Raw genomic sequence first — 14,659 nt, forward strand, 5'->3', positions numbered from 1 at the left:
GCTTCAGCGCATCACGAAGGGATTGCCCGCGACGGCGCCGCTGTTGATCCACACGCTCTTGACCTGCAGGTACTCGCGGATCGCATCGATGCCGTTCTCGCGGCCGAGGCCGGAATCCTTGTATCCGCCGAACGGCGCCAGGTAGCTGATGGCGCGGTAGGTGTTGACCCACACGGTGCCGGCCTGCAGCCGCTCGGACATGCGCAAGGCACGCGCGATGTCGCTGGTCCAGACGGCGGCCGCCAGGCCGAAGCGCACGTCGTTGGCGATGGCTAGGGCTTCTGCCTCGTCCTTGAAACGCAGGATCGACAGCACCGGGCCGAAGACCTCTTCCTGCGCAATGCGCATGTCATTGCGCACGTCGCCGAAGATGGTCGGCTCGACGAACCATCCGTTGCCGCACTCGGGCGCGCGGCCGCGCTGGCCGCCGAGCAGCAGCGTTGCGCCTTCGCTGCGGGCAATGTCGATGTACTCGAGCACCTTGTTGAACTGCGGCGGCGTCGTCACCGGGCCGACCTGCGTCGCGGCGTCCATCGGGTCGCCCATGCGCGCCGTCCGGGCGACGGCGAGCAGCTGCTCGACGAAGCGCTCGTAGATGCTGTCCTGCACCAGCAGGCGCGAACCCGCGATGCAGGTCTGCCCGGTGGCCGCGAAGATGCCGGACACGGCACCGAACGCGGCCTGCTCGAGGTCGGCATCGGCGAACACGATGTTCGGCGACTTGCCGCCCAGCTCCATCGCGGTGTGCTTGAAGTGCCGCGCCGCCTTCTCGTTGATGATGCGCCCGGTGGTGTCGGAGCCGGTGAAGCTGATCTTGCGTACCAGCGGATGCTCGACCAGCGGCGTGCCCACTTCCGCGCCGAAGCCGGTGACGACGTTGATGACGCCCGGCGGGAATCCCGCCTCGTCGAACAGTGCGGCGAACTCGAGCGTGGATGCGGACGTGAATTCCGACGGCTTGACGACGATCGTGCAGCCGGCCGCCAGCGCCGGCGCGATCTTCCAGCTCGCCAGCATCAGCGGCGAGTTCCACGGCGTGATCGCGGCCACGACGCCCAGCGGCTCGTTGCGCGTGAAGGCGAAGTAGCCCTTCTTGTCCAGCGGCAAGGTGCTGCCCTGGATCTTGTCGGCCAGACCGCCGTAGTAGTAGTACCACTGCGGGATGTAGTTCAGCTGGCCCTGCATCTCCGCCAGCAGCTTGCCGTTGTCGCGCACCTCGGTGGCCGCCAGCTTCGCGGCGTCGCGCGCAATCAGGTCGCCCAGCCTGTGCAGCAACATGCCGCGCTGGCTGGCCGACATCTGGCCCCAAGCGCCGACGGTCAGCGCGCGGTGGGCCGCCTGCACCGCGCGGTCGACGTCACGTGCATCCGAGCGCGGGATTTCAGCCCAGGTCTCGCCGGTGTACGGGTTCTGGGTCTCGAACCACAGCCCACCGGCCGGATCGACCGACTGGCCGTCGATGCGAAGTTGATAGCGCTTCATGCTGGCTCTCACTCGATCTTGGCGCCGCTGAGCTTGACGAGCTCGCGATAGCGGTCGATCTCCGACTTCCAGAAGGTGGCAAAGGCGGCGGGTGTCGACGTCTTCACCTCGGCGCCCATGTCCTGCAGCCGCTTCGCGACATCGGGCTTTTGCAGCGCGGTGGTGACCGCGGCGTTGAGCTTGTTGACGACCGCGGCGGGCGTGCCCTTGGGTGCCGCCAGACCGAACCAGGTGCTCAGCTGCACGCCCGGCCAGCCCAGCTCGGCGAAGGTCGGGATGTCCGGCACGGCCGCCAGGCGCCGCTCGCCGGCCACCGACAGGCCGCGTACTTTGCCGCCCAGGATCATCGACACCGCGCCGTTGTCGAACATGAAATCGATCTGGCCGCCGATCAGGTCCACCATCGCTGGCGAGTTGCCCTTGTAAGGCACGTGCTGGGCTTCGATCTTCACCACCGACCTGAACAGCTCGGCGCTCAGGTGACCCGAGTTGCCGTTGCCGCCGGAGCCGTAGGTCAGCTTCGCCGGCTGCGCCTTGGCAGCGGCGACGATGTCCTTGGGCGACTTGTAGGCCGAATTCGCGGGGACGATCAAGATGCTCGGCGCCAGCGCGACGGGCGAGATCGGCACGAAGTCGTCGACCGGATGAAAGCCGATCTTCGTGAACAGCGCGGGACTGGCGGCATTCGTCGTGCTGGTCGCCAGCAGCAGCGTGTGGCCATCGGGCTGGGCGCGCGTGAACTGCTGCGTGCCGATGTTGCCGGACGCGCCGGCGGCGTTCTCGACGTAGACCGTCTGGCCGAGCCCGGCCGTCAGCGCGCCGGCCACCAGCCGGCCGATGGCATCGGCCGAGCCGCCCGGCGGCCAGGTGACGATCAGCTTGATCGGCTTGTCGGGATAGGCCTGTGCCGATCCGAGCGCGGGCATGGCGGCGAGCGCGAGCAGGCCCACGGCCCGCCAGACGAGTGCTTTCATCGAAGGTCTCCTGACGCTCAGAACGGCTGGAAGCCGAGCGCGGCGCGGAAGCGATTCTTGATGTAGACGCCATCACGCGGGGGCAGCGCCCGGGGCGGCTCGTTCGCCTCGATCAGCACGCGGACGAAGCTGGTGCCCTCGCGGCTGGCCGCACGACGGGCGATGTCGGCGCAGAGCTCGATGCTGTCGACGGTGCGCGCGTCGGCGATGCCGCAGCCCTTGGCCACCGCCACCAGGTCGGTGCCCAGGCTGGTGTGGCTGCGCTGCATGCCGGTCTCGCCGAAATGCCCGTTGTCGAGCACGACGATCGTCAGGTTGCGCGGCTGCTTGGCGCCGACGGTCGCCAGGCTGCCGATGCCCATCAACTGTTCGCCGTCACCGGTGATCACGACCACGGCCTTGTCGGGCTGCGCGAGCGCCAGCCCCAACGCCACGGAGGTCGCGCCGCCCATCGCACCCCAGAGGTAGTAGTTCTTGTCGCGATCACCGGCGGCGAAGACGTCGTACGAAGCGGACCCCAGGCCGGTGACCACCAGCGCATCCGGCAGCGCACCCACCAGCTTGGCCACGAATTCGCGCCGATCGGCGCGTTTCAGGTTCTGCATGCTCATCACTTGCGCTCCCACTTCTTGCGACCGATCAGGTTCTGTCCGAGCAGCACGGCGACGCGGTCGCCGGCTTCGAAGGCGGCATCGAATCCGGCCCGGACGATCTCCTCGACCTGATCCGGGTCCGACACGCGCAGCACGGTGATGCCCATCAGCTCGAGCGCGCCCTGGGTCGCGCGGCCCATCGGCCCTTGCCAGGGGTTGAAGTCGGCGTACTCGCCGCGCATCGTCACCAGCGTGAAGAAGGGGAAGTTCGCGCTGGCCAGCAGCGAGAACATGTTGACGCAGTTGCCGACGCCGCTGCTCTGCATCAGCAGCACGGCCCGCTGGCCGCCGAGCCAGGCGCCGCTGACGACCGCGACCCCTTCTTCCTCGGTGGTCAGCACGACGTCCTGGATCTCCGGGTCCGCGATCGCGGCGCGGATGACGTGGGAATGACCCGCGTCCGGCACGTAGGCGATCTGGCGCACGTCACCTTCCTTGAGAACCTTGAAGATGTCCTGCTGCCAGGCAGGTGCGGTCGGGGTGTGATCCATCGCAGTCCAGTCGTTGTGGCGGAAGAGTTTCTGATGTAGAAATCATAGAATGTGATTGATATCAGAATGAAATAGAACTTCATGATGTCACCATCAGCTTTTGTGATCCCGGAAGGCTTCGCATGGACTTCAAGCAGCTGCGCGCATTTCTGACCGTCGCGGACACGGGCAACGTGACCCGCGCCGCGGAGTTGCTCAATCTCGTGCAGCCGGCGGTGTCGAGGCAGCTTCGGCTGCTGGAAGAGGACATCGGCACGGAGCTCTTCGAGCGCGAGCGCCACGGCATGGCGCTCACCGACGCCGGCAAGGCCCTGCTCGTTTATGCGCGCCGCGTGATGCTGGAGCTCGATCGCGCCCGGGCCGAGATCGGCGGCGCCGTCAACGGCATCGGCGGCCTGGTGACCGTGGGCTTGCTGCCCAGCACCTGCGATCTGCTCTCGAGTCCGCTGGTGAGCTCAGTCGCGGCCACCTACCCGGGCATCCACATGCGGATCGCGATGGGGTACGCCGGCACCTTGCAGCAGTGGCTGGAGAGCGGCGACATCGATGCGGCGCTGCTGTACGGCGTCGAGCGGATGCCGACCATTCAAGCGACGCCGCTGCTCGAAGAGCCGCTGTGGATCGTCGGCCCGGCATCCGCTGCGCTGCGCAGGAACAAGCCCGTGCCCTTGGCCAGCCTGGTCGGCCAGCCGATGATCCTGCCGAGCGGGCCGCATGGCATCCGCACGCTCGTCGACCACGCGTGCGCGGTGTCGAACATCGAGCTCACCATCGCGGTCGAGACCAATGCGATGAGCATCCAGAAGAACCTGGTACTGGGCGGCCATGGCCTGACGATCCTGCCGCCGATTGCTTTCGCAGACGATCTGCAGCGCAAGCGCTTGACCGCCGCACCGCTCAGCGACCCGAAGATCACGCGGACGATCGTGCTGGCACTTCCCGCCAATCGCAGCGTCGGCCAGCACGTGCGGCGTGCCGTCGAGTTGCTGGTTCAGTGCGCGAAGACCGCCATCGACGAAGGTGCATGGCTCGAGGGTCGGTGGCTGGGAGCGTGAGTGGCGCTGCGCTGCGCCGGCGCCCCGCAGCGCGCCGGCGCCCGCGTACTGCTCAGTTGTACCGCACGACCGAGTCCTTGTAGCTCCCGTCCAGCATGCGATAGCGCAGCTGGATCGTGCGACCGCTGGTGCCGGTATTCGTCAGCGCCTGGAAGCTGGCGTTCTGCGGCGCGATGGCCGTGCCGGTGGTGGCGCCGCGGGCGACCGGGACGATGCCGTCGTTGACAACCGTGCTGCCGTTGAACGTGTACACGCCTGCCGAGTTGACCGTCTCGGACAGCGGGTTCGCGGTCCAGGCCAGGTTCATCGTCGCCAGCGCCTGCCCCAGCGGGTCGAGCGGATCGAGGTAGCGCCGCGTCGCCGCCGTGATGTCGATCCACTGCAGGTTCACCGCGAAGGTCGCCGGCGTCACCGGGGCCAGCGTGGTCCGCGTCTCGACATGGCGCGGCGCGGTCTCGCCGTCGTAGAAGAACTCGAAGGTGTATTCGTTGCCGGCGCGCAGCTGCGTGAAGTCGATGAAGTTCGGCGTGCCGGGCGGCAGGCCGTAGTCCAGCGGATGGGCCCAGCCCTGGAACGCGGTGTTGTTCGAATTGCCGGCGTTCGGATTCGGCCGCACGGTGGTGGCTTCCGCACCCGCCAGCCCCACCGTGCGCTGCAGGAAGAAGATGTTCGGATCGCTCGCGAACGTTGCCGCGGCCGGATCGGTGTTGCCGTCCTTGCGCCGGATGTTCATCCAGGTCTGCTCGGAGATGAACGCCGGATTCAGCCGCGTCAGCACGATGCCCGGTGGCGGCAGCCCCGGCCCGCGGACGCGCGCGGCGCGCAGACCGGCGCTGCCGGGGCCGTCCTTGTTGACGTACAGCTCCAGGCCGGTGTCGTAGCGGCTGGTGCCGATACTCGCGAACGGCGGCGTGCCGGGGTTCGGCGCCAGCTGCTCGCTGCGCCGGATGAACGGGCGGATCGTCGAATCGACGACCGCCTGGTTGCCGTGCAGCCACCAGTCGCTCGGATGCGCGGCCGTGGCACTGCCGGGAAACTTGCGCGCGACCTCGATCGTATTGGCGGCGATGCCGTTGGCGTCGACATAGCGGAAGTTCAGCACCGCGACGTCGTTGTCCACGGCGCTCGTGTCGTCGCGGAACAGCATGATCTCGGGCAGCGAGAACGCGGCGCCGACCATCGTGTTGTCGCGCAGCAGCCCGTAGAAGCGCTGGCCGGCGGCGTAACCCGCGTGCCGATAGTTGGCGTGCCAGATGTTCTGGCAGCCCGCGCCGAGGCTCGTCACCGCGGGACCGCCCTGGTTCACGGGAATAGTCGTGTCGGTGGCCAGCACGCGCTGGGCCACTGTCAGCGCGAAGCAGTTGCGCAGCGCATTGGCCATCATCTGCATCGTGCTGCCGAGTGCCACGGCGCCGCCGCTCGGCGCAGGCAGCATCGGCCCCGCTGCCACGCCGGCCAGCGGCACGCCGCCCGGGTTGTCGATCGTGCCGATGCGGGCGACGCCGTTGACGTTGCTGAAGCGCAGCATCTCGATGATGAGGTCGGCGGTGTTGCCGCTCTGTGCCGGCGTGGCGGCGACGATCGGCGACGTGAACGGGTCGTAGCCCGCCGGTGCCCCGAGCGCGGCCAGCACGTCGTGCAGCTGCGCCATCACGTTGGCCTTGATCGTCGCGAGCTTCTGCAGGTCGATCAGCGACGGATTGGCGACGACGGCGAGCGCGTTGCCGCTGGGCGCCAGCTGCCCGACGATCGCCGTCGTCAGCGGCGTCGCGTTGGCGACCAGCGCGCTGCCGGCCGGCGGCACCGTGTCGGCGATGCTGACCATCGGCGGATAGGCGCCGAAGGGCTCGGCGACGACGATCAGCAGCGGCGCCAGCTTGCCCGGCTTGACGGTGCAGGTGAAGCTGCCGATGCCGTTGGTGACGATCGGCGATTCGTGGCACGCCGGCGTGTTCGCGGCGTCGGTGACCGTCACGTTCGCGTTGGCGAGCGCGGCGCCGACCGCCGCGGTGCCGCGCAGCAGCGGCCCCTGCGTGATGTTCCAGCGCAAGGCGGCGAGCTGGAACGACTGCAGACGGTCGTGCCGGACCGTGATCGTGTCGGCCGGTGTCGTCTGCGCACTGCCCGCCAGCGTGCCGGCGAACACGCTGCCGTCGACGATCTGCGTGCCGCTGCCGGCACCGGTGAGCTCGACGAGCACGCCGTCGAGCGCGGCACCGCCATTGGCCAGGCGCAGCCGGTAGTCGTATTCGTAGACCGTGCGCGAGATGCGCCGCTCGGCCACCAGCACCAGCGCATCGACGCCGACGTTCGCGACACTGCCGGCACCGACGCTGCCGACCGCCAACGCGCGCATGCGCGCCGATTCGCCCTGCTGCTGCCCATCGCCCTTCGAGCCGCCGCCGCAGCCGGTGAGCGCGAGCGCCGCGCCGATGCCGGCGATGCCGAGCAGCCGCCGGCCGTGCCGCGCGAACCCACCGGCCATGCCGGCGAGCAGCAGCAGCGCCCACGTCGCCGGTTCCGGCACGCCCGTGGGAGCGGGGCTCGTGGTGCCGCGGGCGATCACGTCGAAGGTCAGCGGGTCGACGATCTCGAACACCTGAGCGCCGGGCGTGCCGGCGCCGGCATAGGTGAAGGTGACCGAGAAGCCACCGAGCGGACCGTCGCCCGGCAGCAGCGCACCGCCGAGCGCGAGGCTGTCGAAGAAGCCGTCGGCAGGGATGCCGGGGTCGGGCTGCACGACGATCGAATCCCAATCGGGCGGTGATCCGGCCAGCGCGAGATTCGAATACAGCGCGTGATCGAAGTAGATCGTGAACTCCTCGATCGCGGCCGGCGTGCCGTCGTTCTTCAGCGTGTAGTCGTAGCGCCAATCGTTGCCGCCGAGCGCGGTGAGCTCGTACAGCACGATCGCGCCGAACGACGGCGCGGCGCCCAGCAGCAGCAGGCCGCCGACCAGCGCGATGCAGGCGCCGCGCAGGCGGCGCAGCAGCGCCGAGGTGATTCGCGCCACAGCGGCGCAACGAGACTCGAACCGGTCCATCGATAACCTCCCGCCCCACAAGCGCCCGGTCATGAGCGCGGAGCAAGGGTATCGAGGGGTACCGCGACCGACATCCTCTGTTTGAATGAGTCCTTCCCCGCGGACGAGCGTCCTGCCGCTGCGCGCCAGTTGCGTCGTTGCCTCAGCGACGCAATGAACAACGCCGCCGCGGCATGGGCGGGCCGCGGATCGCTCAAAGTCAGGTGACTGCGCCGTGACATGCGAGAGCGGTCTGCGACCCGGGTTCTCCCGGTAGCCCCGCTGATCCTGTTCGAGGGCCGCGATGCCGCCGGCAAGGGCGGCGTGATCAAGCGCATCACGCAGCGGCTGAACCCGCGCGTCTGCCGTGTCGTGGCCTTGCCGGCGCCGAACGACCGCGAGCGCACGCAGTGGTACTTCCAGCGCTACATCGCCCACCTGCCGGCCTCCGGCGAGATCGTGCTGTTCGACCGCAGCTGGTACAACCGCGCCGGCGTCGAGCGCGTGATGGACTTCTGCACCGAGCACGAGGTCGAGGAGTTCTTCCGCTCGGTGCCGGAGTTCGAGCGCATGCTGGTCCGCTCAGGCACGCGGCTGCTCAAGTACTGGTTCTCGATCACCGACGACGAACAGCACACGCGCTTTCTCGGCCGCATCCACGACCCGCTGAAGCAGTGGAAGCTGAGCCCGATGGACCTGGAGTCTCGCGCCGCCGCTGGGAGGCCTACACCAAGGCCAAGGAGGCGATGCTCGAGCGCACGCACACGCCCGAAGCGCCGTGGTGGGTGGTTCAGGCCGACGACAAGAAGCGGGCACGCCTGAACTGCATCAGCCACCTGCTCGGGCAATTCGATTACCACGAATTGGAGCGGCCGCCGATCGAGCTGCCGGCCCGCGAACGCCATGCCGACTACTTCCGCCAGCCGGTGTCGGCGTCGATGGTGGTGCCCGAGCCGTACTGAGCACCCCCGGGCCGGGCGGCGCCCGGCCCGCGGCGCGAACGGCTCAGCGCAAGACCTCGAACACCAGCACCTGGTTGCGGTCGGTCGCCGAATCGGCGGTCGGGAAATTGTCGTCGGCGACGATCGCCAGCGAGTGATTGCCATTCGCCAGCCGCGGACCGAAGGTCATGCGTCGCCCGATGCGCAGCGCTGCGGCACCGAGCATCACGTGCCGGCCCCAAGGCGTGTCGCAACCGCGTTTGAATCGTATGGCTCGTTTCAGGCGCGCTTCAGTCGAGCCCGATCGCACTCACCACTTCATCTCGCCCTTGTTGACCTTGGCGCCGATGTCCAGCGCGATGCCGAGGCCGGCCTCCGGGTAGGCCTTCTTCATCGTCTCGATCAACGCGGCGCCGCTGGCGGCCTTCGGCAGCTCGGCCTCGAAGCGCGCCAGGTAGGCCTGGCTCCAGGCCAGCGTCGTCGCATCCTGCGCCTGGGCCGGCAAGCTGTGGCCGGGCACCACCCGCACCGGCTGCAGCGCGCCGATGGCATCGAGCTTGCGGCGCCAGTCGGCCCGTTCCTGCGTACTTTGCGTGTCAGCGGTCCACAGGTGCAGGCCGGCGAAGACGTTGACGCCGCCGGCGACCGTGCGGATCGACGGGATCCACACGTAGCTGCGGTGCGGCAGCGCATCGTCGAGGCCGCGGATCTCGAGCGCCTGGCCTTCGAGCTCGATCGTGTTGCCGCTCAGCACCTCGGGCAGCGGCACCGCCTTCGGCGCGTTGGCGCCCAGCCGCGGGCCCCAGACCTGCAGCTTGTTCGCCAGCGTGGCCTCGATCTTCTTGCGCGTCGGCGCGGTGGCGACGACACGCGCCTCGGGGAAGACCTGCTTCAGCAGCTCGGTGCCGAAGTAGAAGTCCGGATCGGCCTGGCTGATGTAGATCGTCTTCAGCACCTTCTTGCTGTCCAGCACCATCGCCGCGATGCGCAGTGCATCGGCACGGGTGAAGCCGGTGTCGAGCAGCACCGCATCCGTCTTGCCGGACACCAGCACCGCATTGACGTGGAAGCTGCCGGCATCGGCGTTGTAGACCTGCAGGTTGAGCGGCGCCGTCTGCGCCGCGGCCTCGGTGGCGATCATGCCCAGCGTCAGCGCGGCCGGCGCGATCAGGCGAACGAGGGTCTTCAGTGCGTGCATGCGTGTTCTCGGTGAGTGGAATGTCGTCACTGTATTGATCCATGATCCAGAGATAAACCGTAGACTCGTCGACAGTTTGTCAACCATTCCGATCGAATAGAGCAACACCCATGGACCGCCTGACCGCGATGCAGGTCTTCGTCGAGATCGCCGACCGCGGCAGCCTGACCGCCGCCGCGGCGCAGTTGGAGATGTCGCGCGCGATGGTCTCGCGCTACCTCGAAGGCCTGGAGTCGTGGCTCGGCCTGCGGCTGCTGCACCGCACGACGCGGCGCGTCAGCCTGACCGACGCCGGCGCCGAGGCGCTGGAACGCTGCCGCCAGGCGCTGGAGCTGGCCGGCGAGGTGCAGGCCGTGGCCGCCACGCGCGGCAGCGAGCCGAGCGGCCGGCTGCGCATCACCACGGCGCCATCGTTCGCGCAGGCGCACCTGGCGGCGGCGGCGGCGGACTTTCTCGCGCGCCACCCGCGCACGCAGATCGAGCTGATCGCGATGGACCGCGCGGCGAACCTGGTGGAAGAGCGCATCGACATCGCGGTGCGCATCGCCGCGCGCCTGGACGACGGCCTCGTCTCGCGCCGGCTCGGCGATTGCCGCTCGCTGCTGTGCGCCGCGCCGGCCTGGCTGAAGCGGCATGGCGCGCCGGCGTCACCCGACGAGCTGCGCCAGCGGCCGTGCCTGACGCACGTGCGCGTCGGCCGCACCGAATACCGCCTGACGCGCGACGGCCAGACGCAACGCGTGCCGATCACCGGCCCGCTGCAATGCGACGACTCCGCCGTGCTGCTGCAGGCGGTGCTGGCCGGCGCCGGCATCGCGATGCTGCCGACCTACCTGGTCAGCGCGCTGGTCGTGCGCGGCGAGCTGGTGCCGGTGCTGCCGGGCTGGGAGCCCGAGGTGCTCGGCATCCACGCGATCTACCTGTCGCGGCAGCACCCGCCGCGCTTGTTGCGCGTGATGCTCGATTTCCTGGCCGAGCGCTTCGGCGGCGGGGAGGCGCCGTGGGATCGGGCGCTGCGGGCGATACCCGTTTCGCGGCGGCGGCACGTCGCGCGCTGACGCGCCTTTGAGGCGCTAGAGCCAGCGGTGTCTTCAGGCCTTGTTCTGGTTGTAGACGTCGACGCGCACGGCGGTCAGCAGCGGAAGGTCATGTCTGGAACAGGTAGGCCTGCAGCGTCGGTCCGACGCGGCGCACGATCTCTGCGCGCGACAGGCCGACCACCGGCGGCAGCTTCAGCACGTAGCGGCACAGCGCCAAACCCAGGATCTGCGAGGCGACCAGCCCGGCGCGCGCGGCCACCGCGGCGCGCGGCTCGCCGCAGAGCCGCGCGATCACCGGCGCCACCTGCGTCGCGAAGATCGCGCGCAGGCGCTCGGCCGCCGCGTCGTTGGTCACGGCGGTGCGCAGCAGCGCCATCAGCGTCTCGTCGCCTTCCCAGCGGTCGAGGAAGTGCGACACCATCGCCGCGCCCACGGCACTGCGCGGCAGCGCCGTGAGGTCCGGCAGCTGCAGGTCGAACTCGGCCGCGGCGGCGAACAGCAGCTCCTTGCTGCCGAAGTAGCGCATCACCATCGCCGGGTCGATGCCGGCGACCGCGGCGATGGCGCGAATCGTCGCCGCCTGGTAGCCGGCGGCGGCGAACTGCTCGCGGGCGGCGGCCAGGATCGCCGCCTTCGTCGCATCCGATCGTCGCGGGGGAGTTTCAGCCATATGACAAGTGTAGGCCAACGCTTGTTGACTTTCTGCGTTGCATCGCCTAGATTTGTCAACAATTGTTGACCAACACTTGTTGACCTTGAAGGAGCGAACGATGTTGCAGACCCCTGCCCCCGGCGACCACGCCGGCGCAACCGACACCGACGTGCTGATCGTCGGCGCCGGTCCCACCGGACTCACGCTGGCGACGGCGCTGGCCGCGCGCGGCGTACGCGCCACCGTGATCGACCGCCTGGCCGAGGGCGCCAATACCTCGCGTGCCGCGGTGGTCCATGCCCGCACGCTGGAGGTGCTGGAGCGGCTCGGCGTCGCGCAACGTCTGGAGGCGGCCGGCTTGCAGGCGCAGCGCTTCACGATCCGCGATCGGGACCGCGTGCTGGTGCCGATCGGCTTCTCGGACCTGCCCAGCCGCTACCCGTACACGCTGATGGTGTCGCAGGCGGTCACCGAGGCGGTGCTGCTGGCGCGCCTGGGCGAGCTCGGCGCTCAGGTGCTGCGGCCGCACACGCTGGTCGCTCTGGTGCAGGACGACGCCGGCGTGACCGCGACGCTGGACGACGGCAGCCGCGTGCACGCACGCTACCTGGTCGGCGCCGACGGCATGCACAGCGCCGTGCGCGAGCAGGCCGGCATCGGCTTTTCCGGCGGCAGCTACGGCGAATCGTTCGTGCTGGCCGACGTGCGCCTGACCGGCGGCGTGCCGCACGACGAGGTGATCCTGTACTTCTCGCCCGCCGGCATGGTGGTGGTGGCGCCCCTGCCCGGCGGCGTGCACCGCATCGTCGCGACGGTCGACCAGGCGCCCGAGCACCCGAGCGCCGCGTTCGTGCAAGCGCTGCTGGATGCGCGCGGCGCACAGCGCGATCCGGCGCAGGTGCACGAGTTGCTGTGGGGCTCGCGCTTCCGTGTGCACCACCGCATCGCCGACAACTACCGCGCCGGCCGCGTGCTGCTGGCCGGGGATGCCGCGCACGTGCACAGCCCCGCCGGCGGCCAGGGCATGAACGCCGGCATCCTCGACGCGATGAGCCTGGCCGATGCGCTGGTAAAGGCGCTGGCCGGCGACGCGGCGGCCCTCGATGCCTACGGCGCCGAACGCCGCCCGATCGCCCGGCAGGTGGTCAGCCTCGCCGACCGGCTCACGCGGCTGGCCAACGCCCGCCCGCGCTGGCGCGGTGTCCGCAACCTGCTGCTGTCGACGCTGGCGCGGCTGCCGCTGGTGCGCCGCCGGCTGGCCTGGCAGTTGTCGGGGCTGGTCTACCGCTGATCGAGTGAAGAAGCGCCGCGGTTCAGCTGAGCCGCCGGCCACCCGCGCGCGGAATCCAGTAGGCCAGCTGCCCCGCCGCGGCAAACGCAAGCACCCCGGTGACCGCAATCCCCGCCCCGAGCGATAGCGTGGCGGCCAGGAACGACAGCAGCGCCGGCCCGCACGAAGACCCGATGTCCGCCATCAGCCGCCACACGCCGAGAAAGTGGGCGCGCCCCGCGCGCGGCGAATGGTCGGCGCCGAGCGTCATCACCATGCCCGAGCCGATGCCGTTGCCGAAGCCGACCACCCCGGCGGCAAGCATCAGGCTGGTGGCGCCCTGCGTCAGCGGCATGAGCAGCAGGGCCGCGCCCATGATGATCATCGACGGCACGGCCACCCAGCGGCGGCCCTTCTGGTCCATGACCTTGCCGGCGGGGTAGAACACCAGCATGTCGATGCCGCCCGCCAGGCCGTAGATCAGCGACGCGACCGACGGTCCGAGCATCAGATGGTCGGCCCACAGCGGGATGATGGCCTGGCGCGACGCACGCACCGCGCTGACCAGCATCACGCCGATGCCGAGCGTGACGAAGACATGGCGGTGGTTGCCGAGGATCGAGCGCCAGGTCGGCGCCGCAGCGGGCGGCGCGTCAGGCGCGGCATCGCCGATCGTGGCCTCTACCGCGAGATCGGGCATGCGCGCGGCAATGATCGCGGCCAGCGCCAGCGCCGCGATGCCCACGCCGTAGGCCGCCGCAATGCCGTGGAAGTGGATCGCGGCCGCCGCGACGAACGGGCCCATGAACATGCCGATGCGCATCACGCCGCCCAGCGTCGACAGCGCGCGTGCCCGGTATTCCACCGGCACGGCTTCGGTGAGGTAGCTCTGCCGCGCGAGGTTGAAGACGGCCTGCGACATGCCGATCATGAAGGCGCCGAGTGCAAACACGCCGAGATGACCGGTCCACGCGCAGAGCGCCATCGCCAGCGCGCACCACACGGCCGCCGCGACGATCGCCCAGCGCTCGCCGCGATGCATCGTGATCAGCGAGGCCGGAATGTTGCTGACCAGCGAGCCGACGCCGATCAAGGTGACGATGAACGCGGCCTCCGGCACCGATGACCCGAGTTCGCGCGCGCTGAGCGGGATCACGGGCAGGATGGCGCCTTCGCCGAGGCCGAACAGCAGCGAGGGGCCGAACGCGGATACGGCAATGCGCCGCAGCGAGAAGGGGGTGGAGGCCAAGGGATCGAAGGGCTGGCGGCGCGGATCCATGTCGCGCGCCGTTGTGCGGGGCATTGTCTCGCGGCTCCGGTCGACAATGCGCCGGCCCGCTCGGTGGGCCACTCGCACAGGAATCGCGATGAAACTGGCTGTTGGGGTTCACGACCACGGCGATGGTGCCTGGGCCGCCGCCGTGGCGTTCGACGAATGGGATGCGCTGGAACCGGTCCGGACGTACCTGTCGCGCATCGCCACCGTGGAGAAACCGGCGCGCGGCGAGCTCGATCTGCGCGCCCTGCCCTGTCTTTTGCAATTGCTGCGCGAGCATGCGCTCGAACCCGACGTGATCGTGATCGACGGGGCCGTCCATCTGGACGCTGCAGACACGCCGGGGCTGGGCCGAAGGCTGTACGACGCGCTCGGTGGCCGCACCACGATCATCGGCGTCTCTACGAAATCAATGCCGGGCCTGCCGGCGCAGTTCGAGGTATTTCGGGAGGAAGAAGCCCGCCCGGTCATCGTGACCTGCGTGGGTCTTGACCTCGGGGCGGCCAAGGCGCGAATTCGCGCGATGCACGGCAAACGACGCGTCCCGACCTTGCTGAAGCTGGTGGCGCGAATGGCGCGGGGTGGCGGCGCTTAGGCAAGGCCTT

At 69.5% G+C, this 14,659-nt stretch carries 13 protein-coding genes and 1 pseudogene; 5 read left to right on the forward strand and 9 right to left on the reverse strand.

Translation table 11 applies throughout. From position 1 onward, the window contains the following. Positions 1–3: 3 nt before the first annotated feature. Genes HLB44_RS12370 through HLB44_RS12385 form a run of 4 tightly spaced genes read right to left on the reverse strand, consistent with a single transcriptional unit; the run spans position 4 to position 3,600 of the window. The gene (locus HLB44_RS12370; protein ID WP_173122867.1) at positions 4–1,482 is read right to left on the reverse strand and encodes an aldehyde dehydrogenase; all 1,479 of its coding nucleotides are present in this window, start codon (positions 1,480–1,482) and stop codon (positions 4–6) included. 8 nt (positions 1,483–1,490) lie between these two features. Next, positions 1,491–2,456, reverse strand: a complete 966-nt coding sequence (locus HLB44_RS12375) for a Bug family tripartite tricarboxylate transporter substrate binding protein (RefSeq protein WP_173122868.1) — start codon at positions 2,454–2,456, stop codon at positions 1,491–1,493. A gap of 17 nt (positions 2,457–2,473) precedes the next feature. After that, positions 2,474–3,067 (reverse strand): thiamine pyrophosphate-dependent enzyme, encoded by a 594-nt coding sequence (locus HLB44_RS12380; RefSeq protein ID WP_173122869.1) that lies wholly within the window; start codon positions 3,065–3,067, stop codon positions 2,474–2,476. Beyond that, positions 3,067–3,600 (reverse strand): thiamine pyrophosphate-binding protein, encoded by a 534-nt coding sequence (locus tag HLB44_RS12385; protein WP_173122870.1) that lies wholly within the window; start codon positions 3,598–3,600, stop codon positions 3,067–3,069. Before HLB44_RS12385 ends, HLB44_RS12380 begins: the two co-directional genes overlap by 1 nt. Before the next feature lie 122 nt (positions 3,601–3,722). Here HLB44_RS12385 and HLB44_RS12390 point away from each other — a divergent pair, with 122 nt between their 5' ends. Further along, entirely contained in the window at positions 3,723–4,655 is a 933-nt protein-coding gene (locus HLB44_RS12390) for a LysR family transcriptional regulator (RefSeq protein WP_173122871.1), read from the forward strand. 52 nt (positions 4,656–4,707) lie between these two features. Here the strand turns inward: HLB44_RS12390 and HLB44_RS12395 are convergent, their stop codons facing one another. Further along, positions 4,708–7,698 (reverse strand): PEP-CTERM sorting domain-containing protein, encoded by a 2,991-nt coding sequence (locus tag HLB44_RS12395; protein WP_173122872.1) that lies wholly within the window; start codon positions 7,696–7,698, stop codon positions 4,708–4,710. 261 nt (positions 7,699–7,959) lie between these two features. Between HLB44_RS12395 and ppk2 the strand changes: the two are divergent. Then, positions 7,960–8,639: pseudogene (gene ppk2, locus HLB44_RS12400) on the forward strand (polyphosphate kinase 2); the annotation flags it as partial. Positions 8,640–8,682: 43 nt separating this feature from the next. Here ppk2 and HLB44_RS12405 read toward each other — a convergent pair. Together HLB44_RS12405 and HLB44_RS12410 are read right to left on the reverse strand one after the other, a co-directional pair. Next, entirely contained in the window at positions 8,683–8,844 is a 162-nt protein-coding gene (locus HLB44_RS12405) for a hypothetical protein (protein ID WP_173122873.1), read from the reverse strand. Between the two features lie 84 nt (positions 8,845–8,928). After that, on the reverse strand, positions 8,929–9,816 hold the full coding sequence (locus HLB44_RS12410; RefSeq protein ID WP_173122874.1) for an MBL fold metallo-hydrolase: 888 nt from the start codon (positions 9,814–9,816) through the stop codon (positions 8,929–8,931). A 110-nt stretch (positions 9,817–9,926) separates the two neighbouring features. Here HLB44_RS12410 and HLB44_RS12415 point away from each other — a divergent pair, with 110 nt between their 5' ends. Beyond that, a complete protein-coding gene (locus HLB44_RS12415) occupies positions 9,927–10,874 on the forward strand; it encodes a LysR family transcriptional regulator (RefSeq protein ID WP_173122875.1) in 948 nt (315 codons plus the stop codon). Between the two features lie 88 nt (positions 10,875–10,962). On the opposite strand, the gene HLB44_RS12420 is transcribed toward HLB44_RS12415, so the two are convergent. Next, positions 10,963–11,526 carry a TetR/AcrR family transcriptional regulator gene (locus HLB44_RS12420; RefSeq protein WP_173122876.1) on the reverse strand — a complete coding sequence of 188 codons (564 nt, stop codon included), beginning with the start codon at positions 11,524–11,526 and terminating at the stop codon, positions 10,963–10,965. A gap of 100 nt (positions 11,527–11,626) precedes the next feature. Here HLB44_RS12420 and HLB44_RS12425 point away from each other — a divergent pair, with 100 nt between their 5' ends. Continuing rightward, positions 11,627–12,799, forward strand: coding sequence for an FAD-dependent monooxygenase (locus tag HLB44_RS12425; RefSeq protein WP_173122877.1), 1,173 nt, complete (start codon positions 11,627–11,629; stop codon positions 12,797–12,799). 22 nt (positions 12,800–12,821) lie between these two features. On the opposite strand, the gene HLB44_RS12430 is transcribed toward HLB44_RS12425, so the two are convergent. Further along, positions 12,822–14,057 carry an MFS transporter gene (locus tag HLB44_RS12430; protein ID WP_173122878.1) on the reverse strand — a complete coding sequence of 412 codons (1,236 nt, stop codon included), beginning with the start codon at positions 14,055–14,057 and terminating at the stop codon, positions 12,822–12,824. 88 nt (positions 14,058–14,145) lie between these two features. Here HLB44_RS12430 and HLB44_RS12435 point away from each other — a divergent pair, with 88 nt between their 5' ends. Beyond that, positions 14,146–14,649 carry an endonuclease V gene (locus tag HLB44_RS12435; RefSeq protein ID WP_173122879.1) on the forward strand — a complete coding sequence of 168 codons (504 nt, stop codon included), beginning with the start codon at positions 14,146–14,148 and terminating at the stop codon, positions 14,647–14,649. Positions 14,650–14,659: the final 10 nt, after the last annotated feature.

The sequence above is a fragment of the Pseudaquabacterium terrae genome, from assembly GCF_013266755.1.
GTDB lineage: Bacteria > Pseudomonadota > Gammaproteobacteria > Burkholderiales > Burkholderiaceae_C > Pseudaquabacterium > Pseudaquabacterium terrae.

What these genes read in the sequence shown, in the direction of transcription:
- HLB44_RS12370 (WP_173122867.1), bottom strand. Translation starts at nt 1,482, where the DNA reads ATGAAGCGCTATCAACTTCGCATCGACGGCCAGTCGGTCGATCCGGCC.
- HLB44_RS12375 (WP_173122868.1), bottom strand. Translation starts at nt 2,456, where the DNA reads ATGAAAGCACTCGTCTGGCGGGCCGTGGGCCTGCTCGCGCTCGCCGCC.
- HLB44_RS12380 (WP_173122869.1), bottom strand. Translation starts at nt 3,067, where the DNA reads ATGAGCATGCAGAACCTGAAACGCGCCGATCGGCGCGAATTCGTGGCC.
- HLB44_RS12385 (WP_173122870.1), bottom strand. Translation starts at nt 3,600, where the DNA reads ATGGATCACACCCCGACCGCACCTGCCTGGCAGCAGGACATCTTCAAG.
- HLB44_RS12390 (WP_173122871.1), top strand. Translation starts at nt 3,723, where the DNA reads ATGGACTTCAAGCAGCTGCGCGCATTTCTGACCGTCGCGGACACGGGC.
- HLB44_RS12395 (WP_173122872.1), bottom strand. Translation starts at nt 7,698, where the DNA reads ATGGACCGGTTCGAGTCTCGTTGCGCCGCTGTGGCGCGAATCACCTCG.
- HLB44_RS12405 (WP_173122873.1), bottom strand. Translation starts at nt 8,844, where the DNA reads ATGCTCGGTGCCGCAGCGCTGCGCATCGGGCGACGCATGACCTTCGGT.
- HLB44_RS12410 (WP_173122874.1), bottom strand. Translation starts at nt 9,816, where the DNA reads ATGCACGCACTGAAGACCCTCGTTCGCCTGATCGCGCCGGCCGCGCTG.
- HLB44_RS12415 (WP_173122875.1), top strand. Translation starts at nt 9,927, where the DNA reads ATGGACCGCCTGACCGCGATGCAGGTCTTCGTCGAGATCGCCGACCGC.
- HLB44_RS12420 (WP_173122876.1), bottom strand. Translation starts at nt 11,526, where the DNA reads ATGGCTGAAACTCCCCCGCGACGATCGGATGCGACGAAGGCGGCGATC.
- HLB44_RS12425 (WP_173122877.1), top strand. Translation starts at nt 11,627, where the DNA reads ATGTTGCAGACCCCTGCCCCCGGCGACCACGCCGGCGCAACCGACACC.
- HLB44_RS12430 (WP_173122878.1), bottom strand. Translation starts at nt 14,057, where the DNA reads ATGGATCCGCGCCGCCAGCCCTTCGATCCCTTGGCCTCCACCCCCTTC.
- HLB44_RS12435 (WP_173122879.1), top strand. Translation starts at nt 14,146, where the DNA reads ATGAAACTGGCTGTTGGGGTTCACGACCACGGCGATGGTGCCTGGGCC.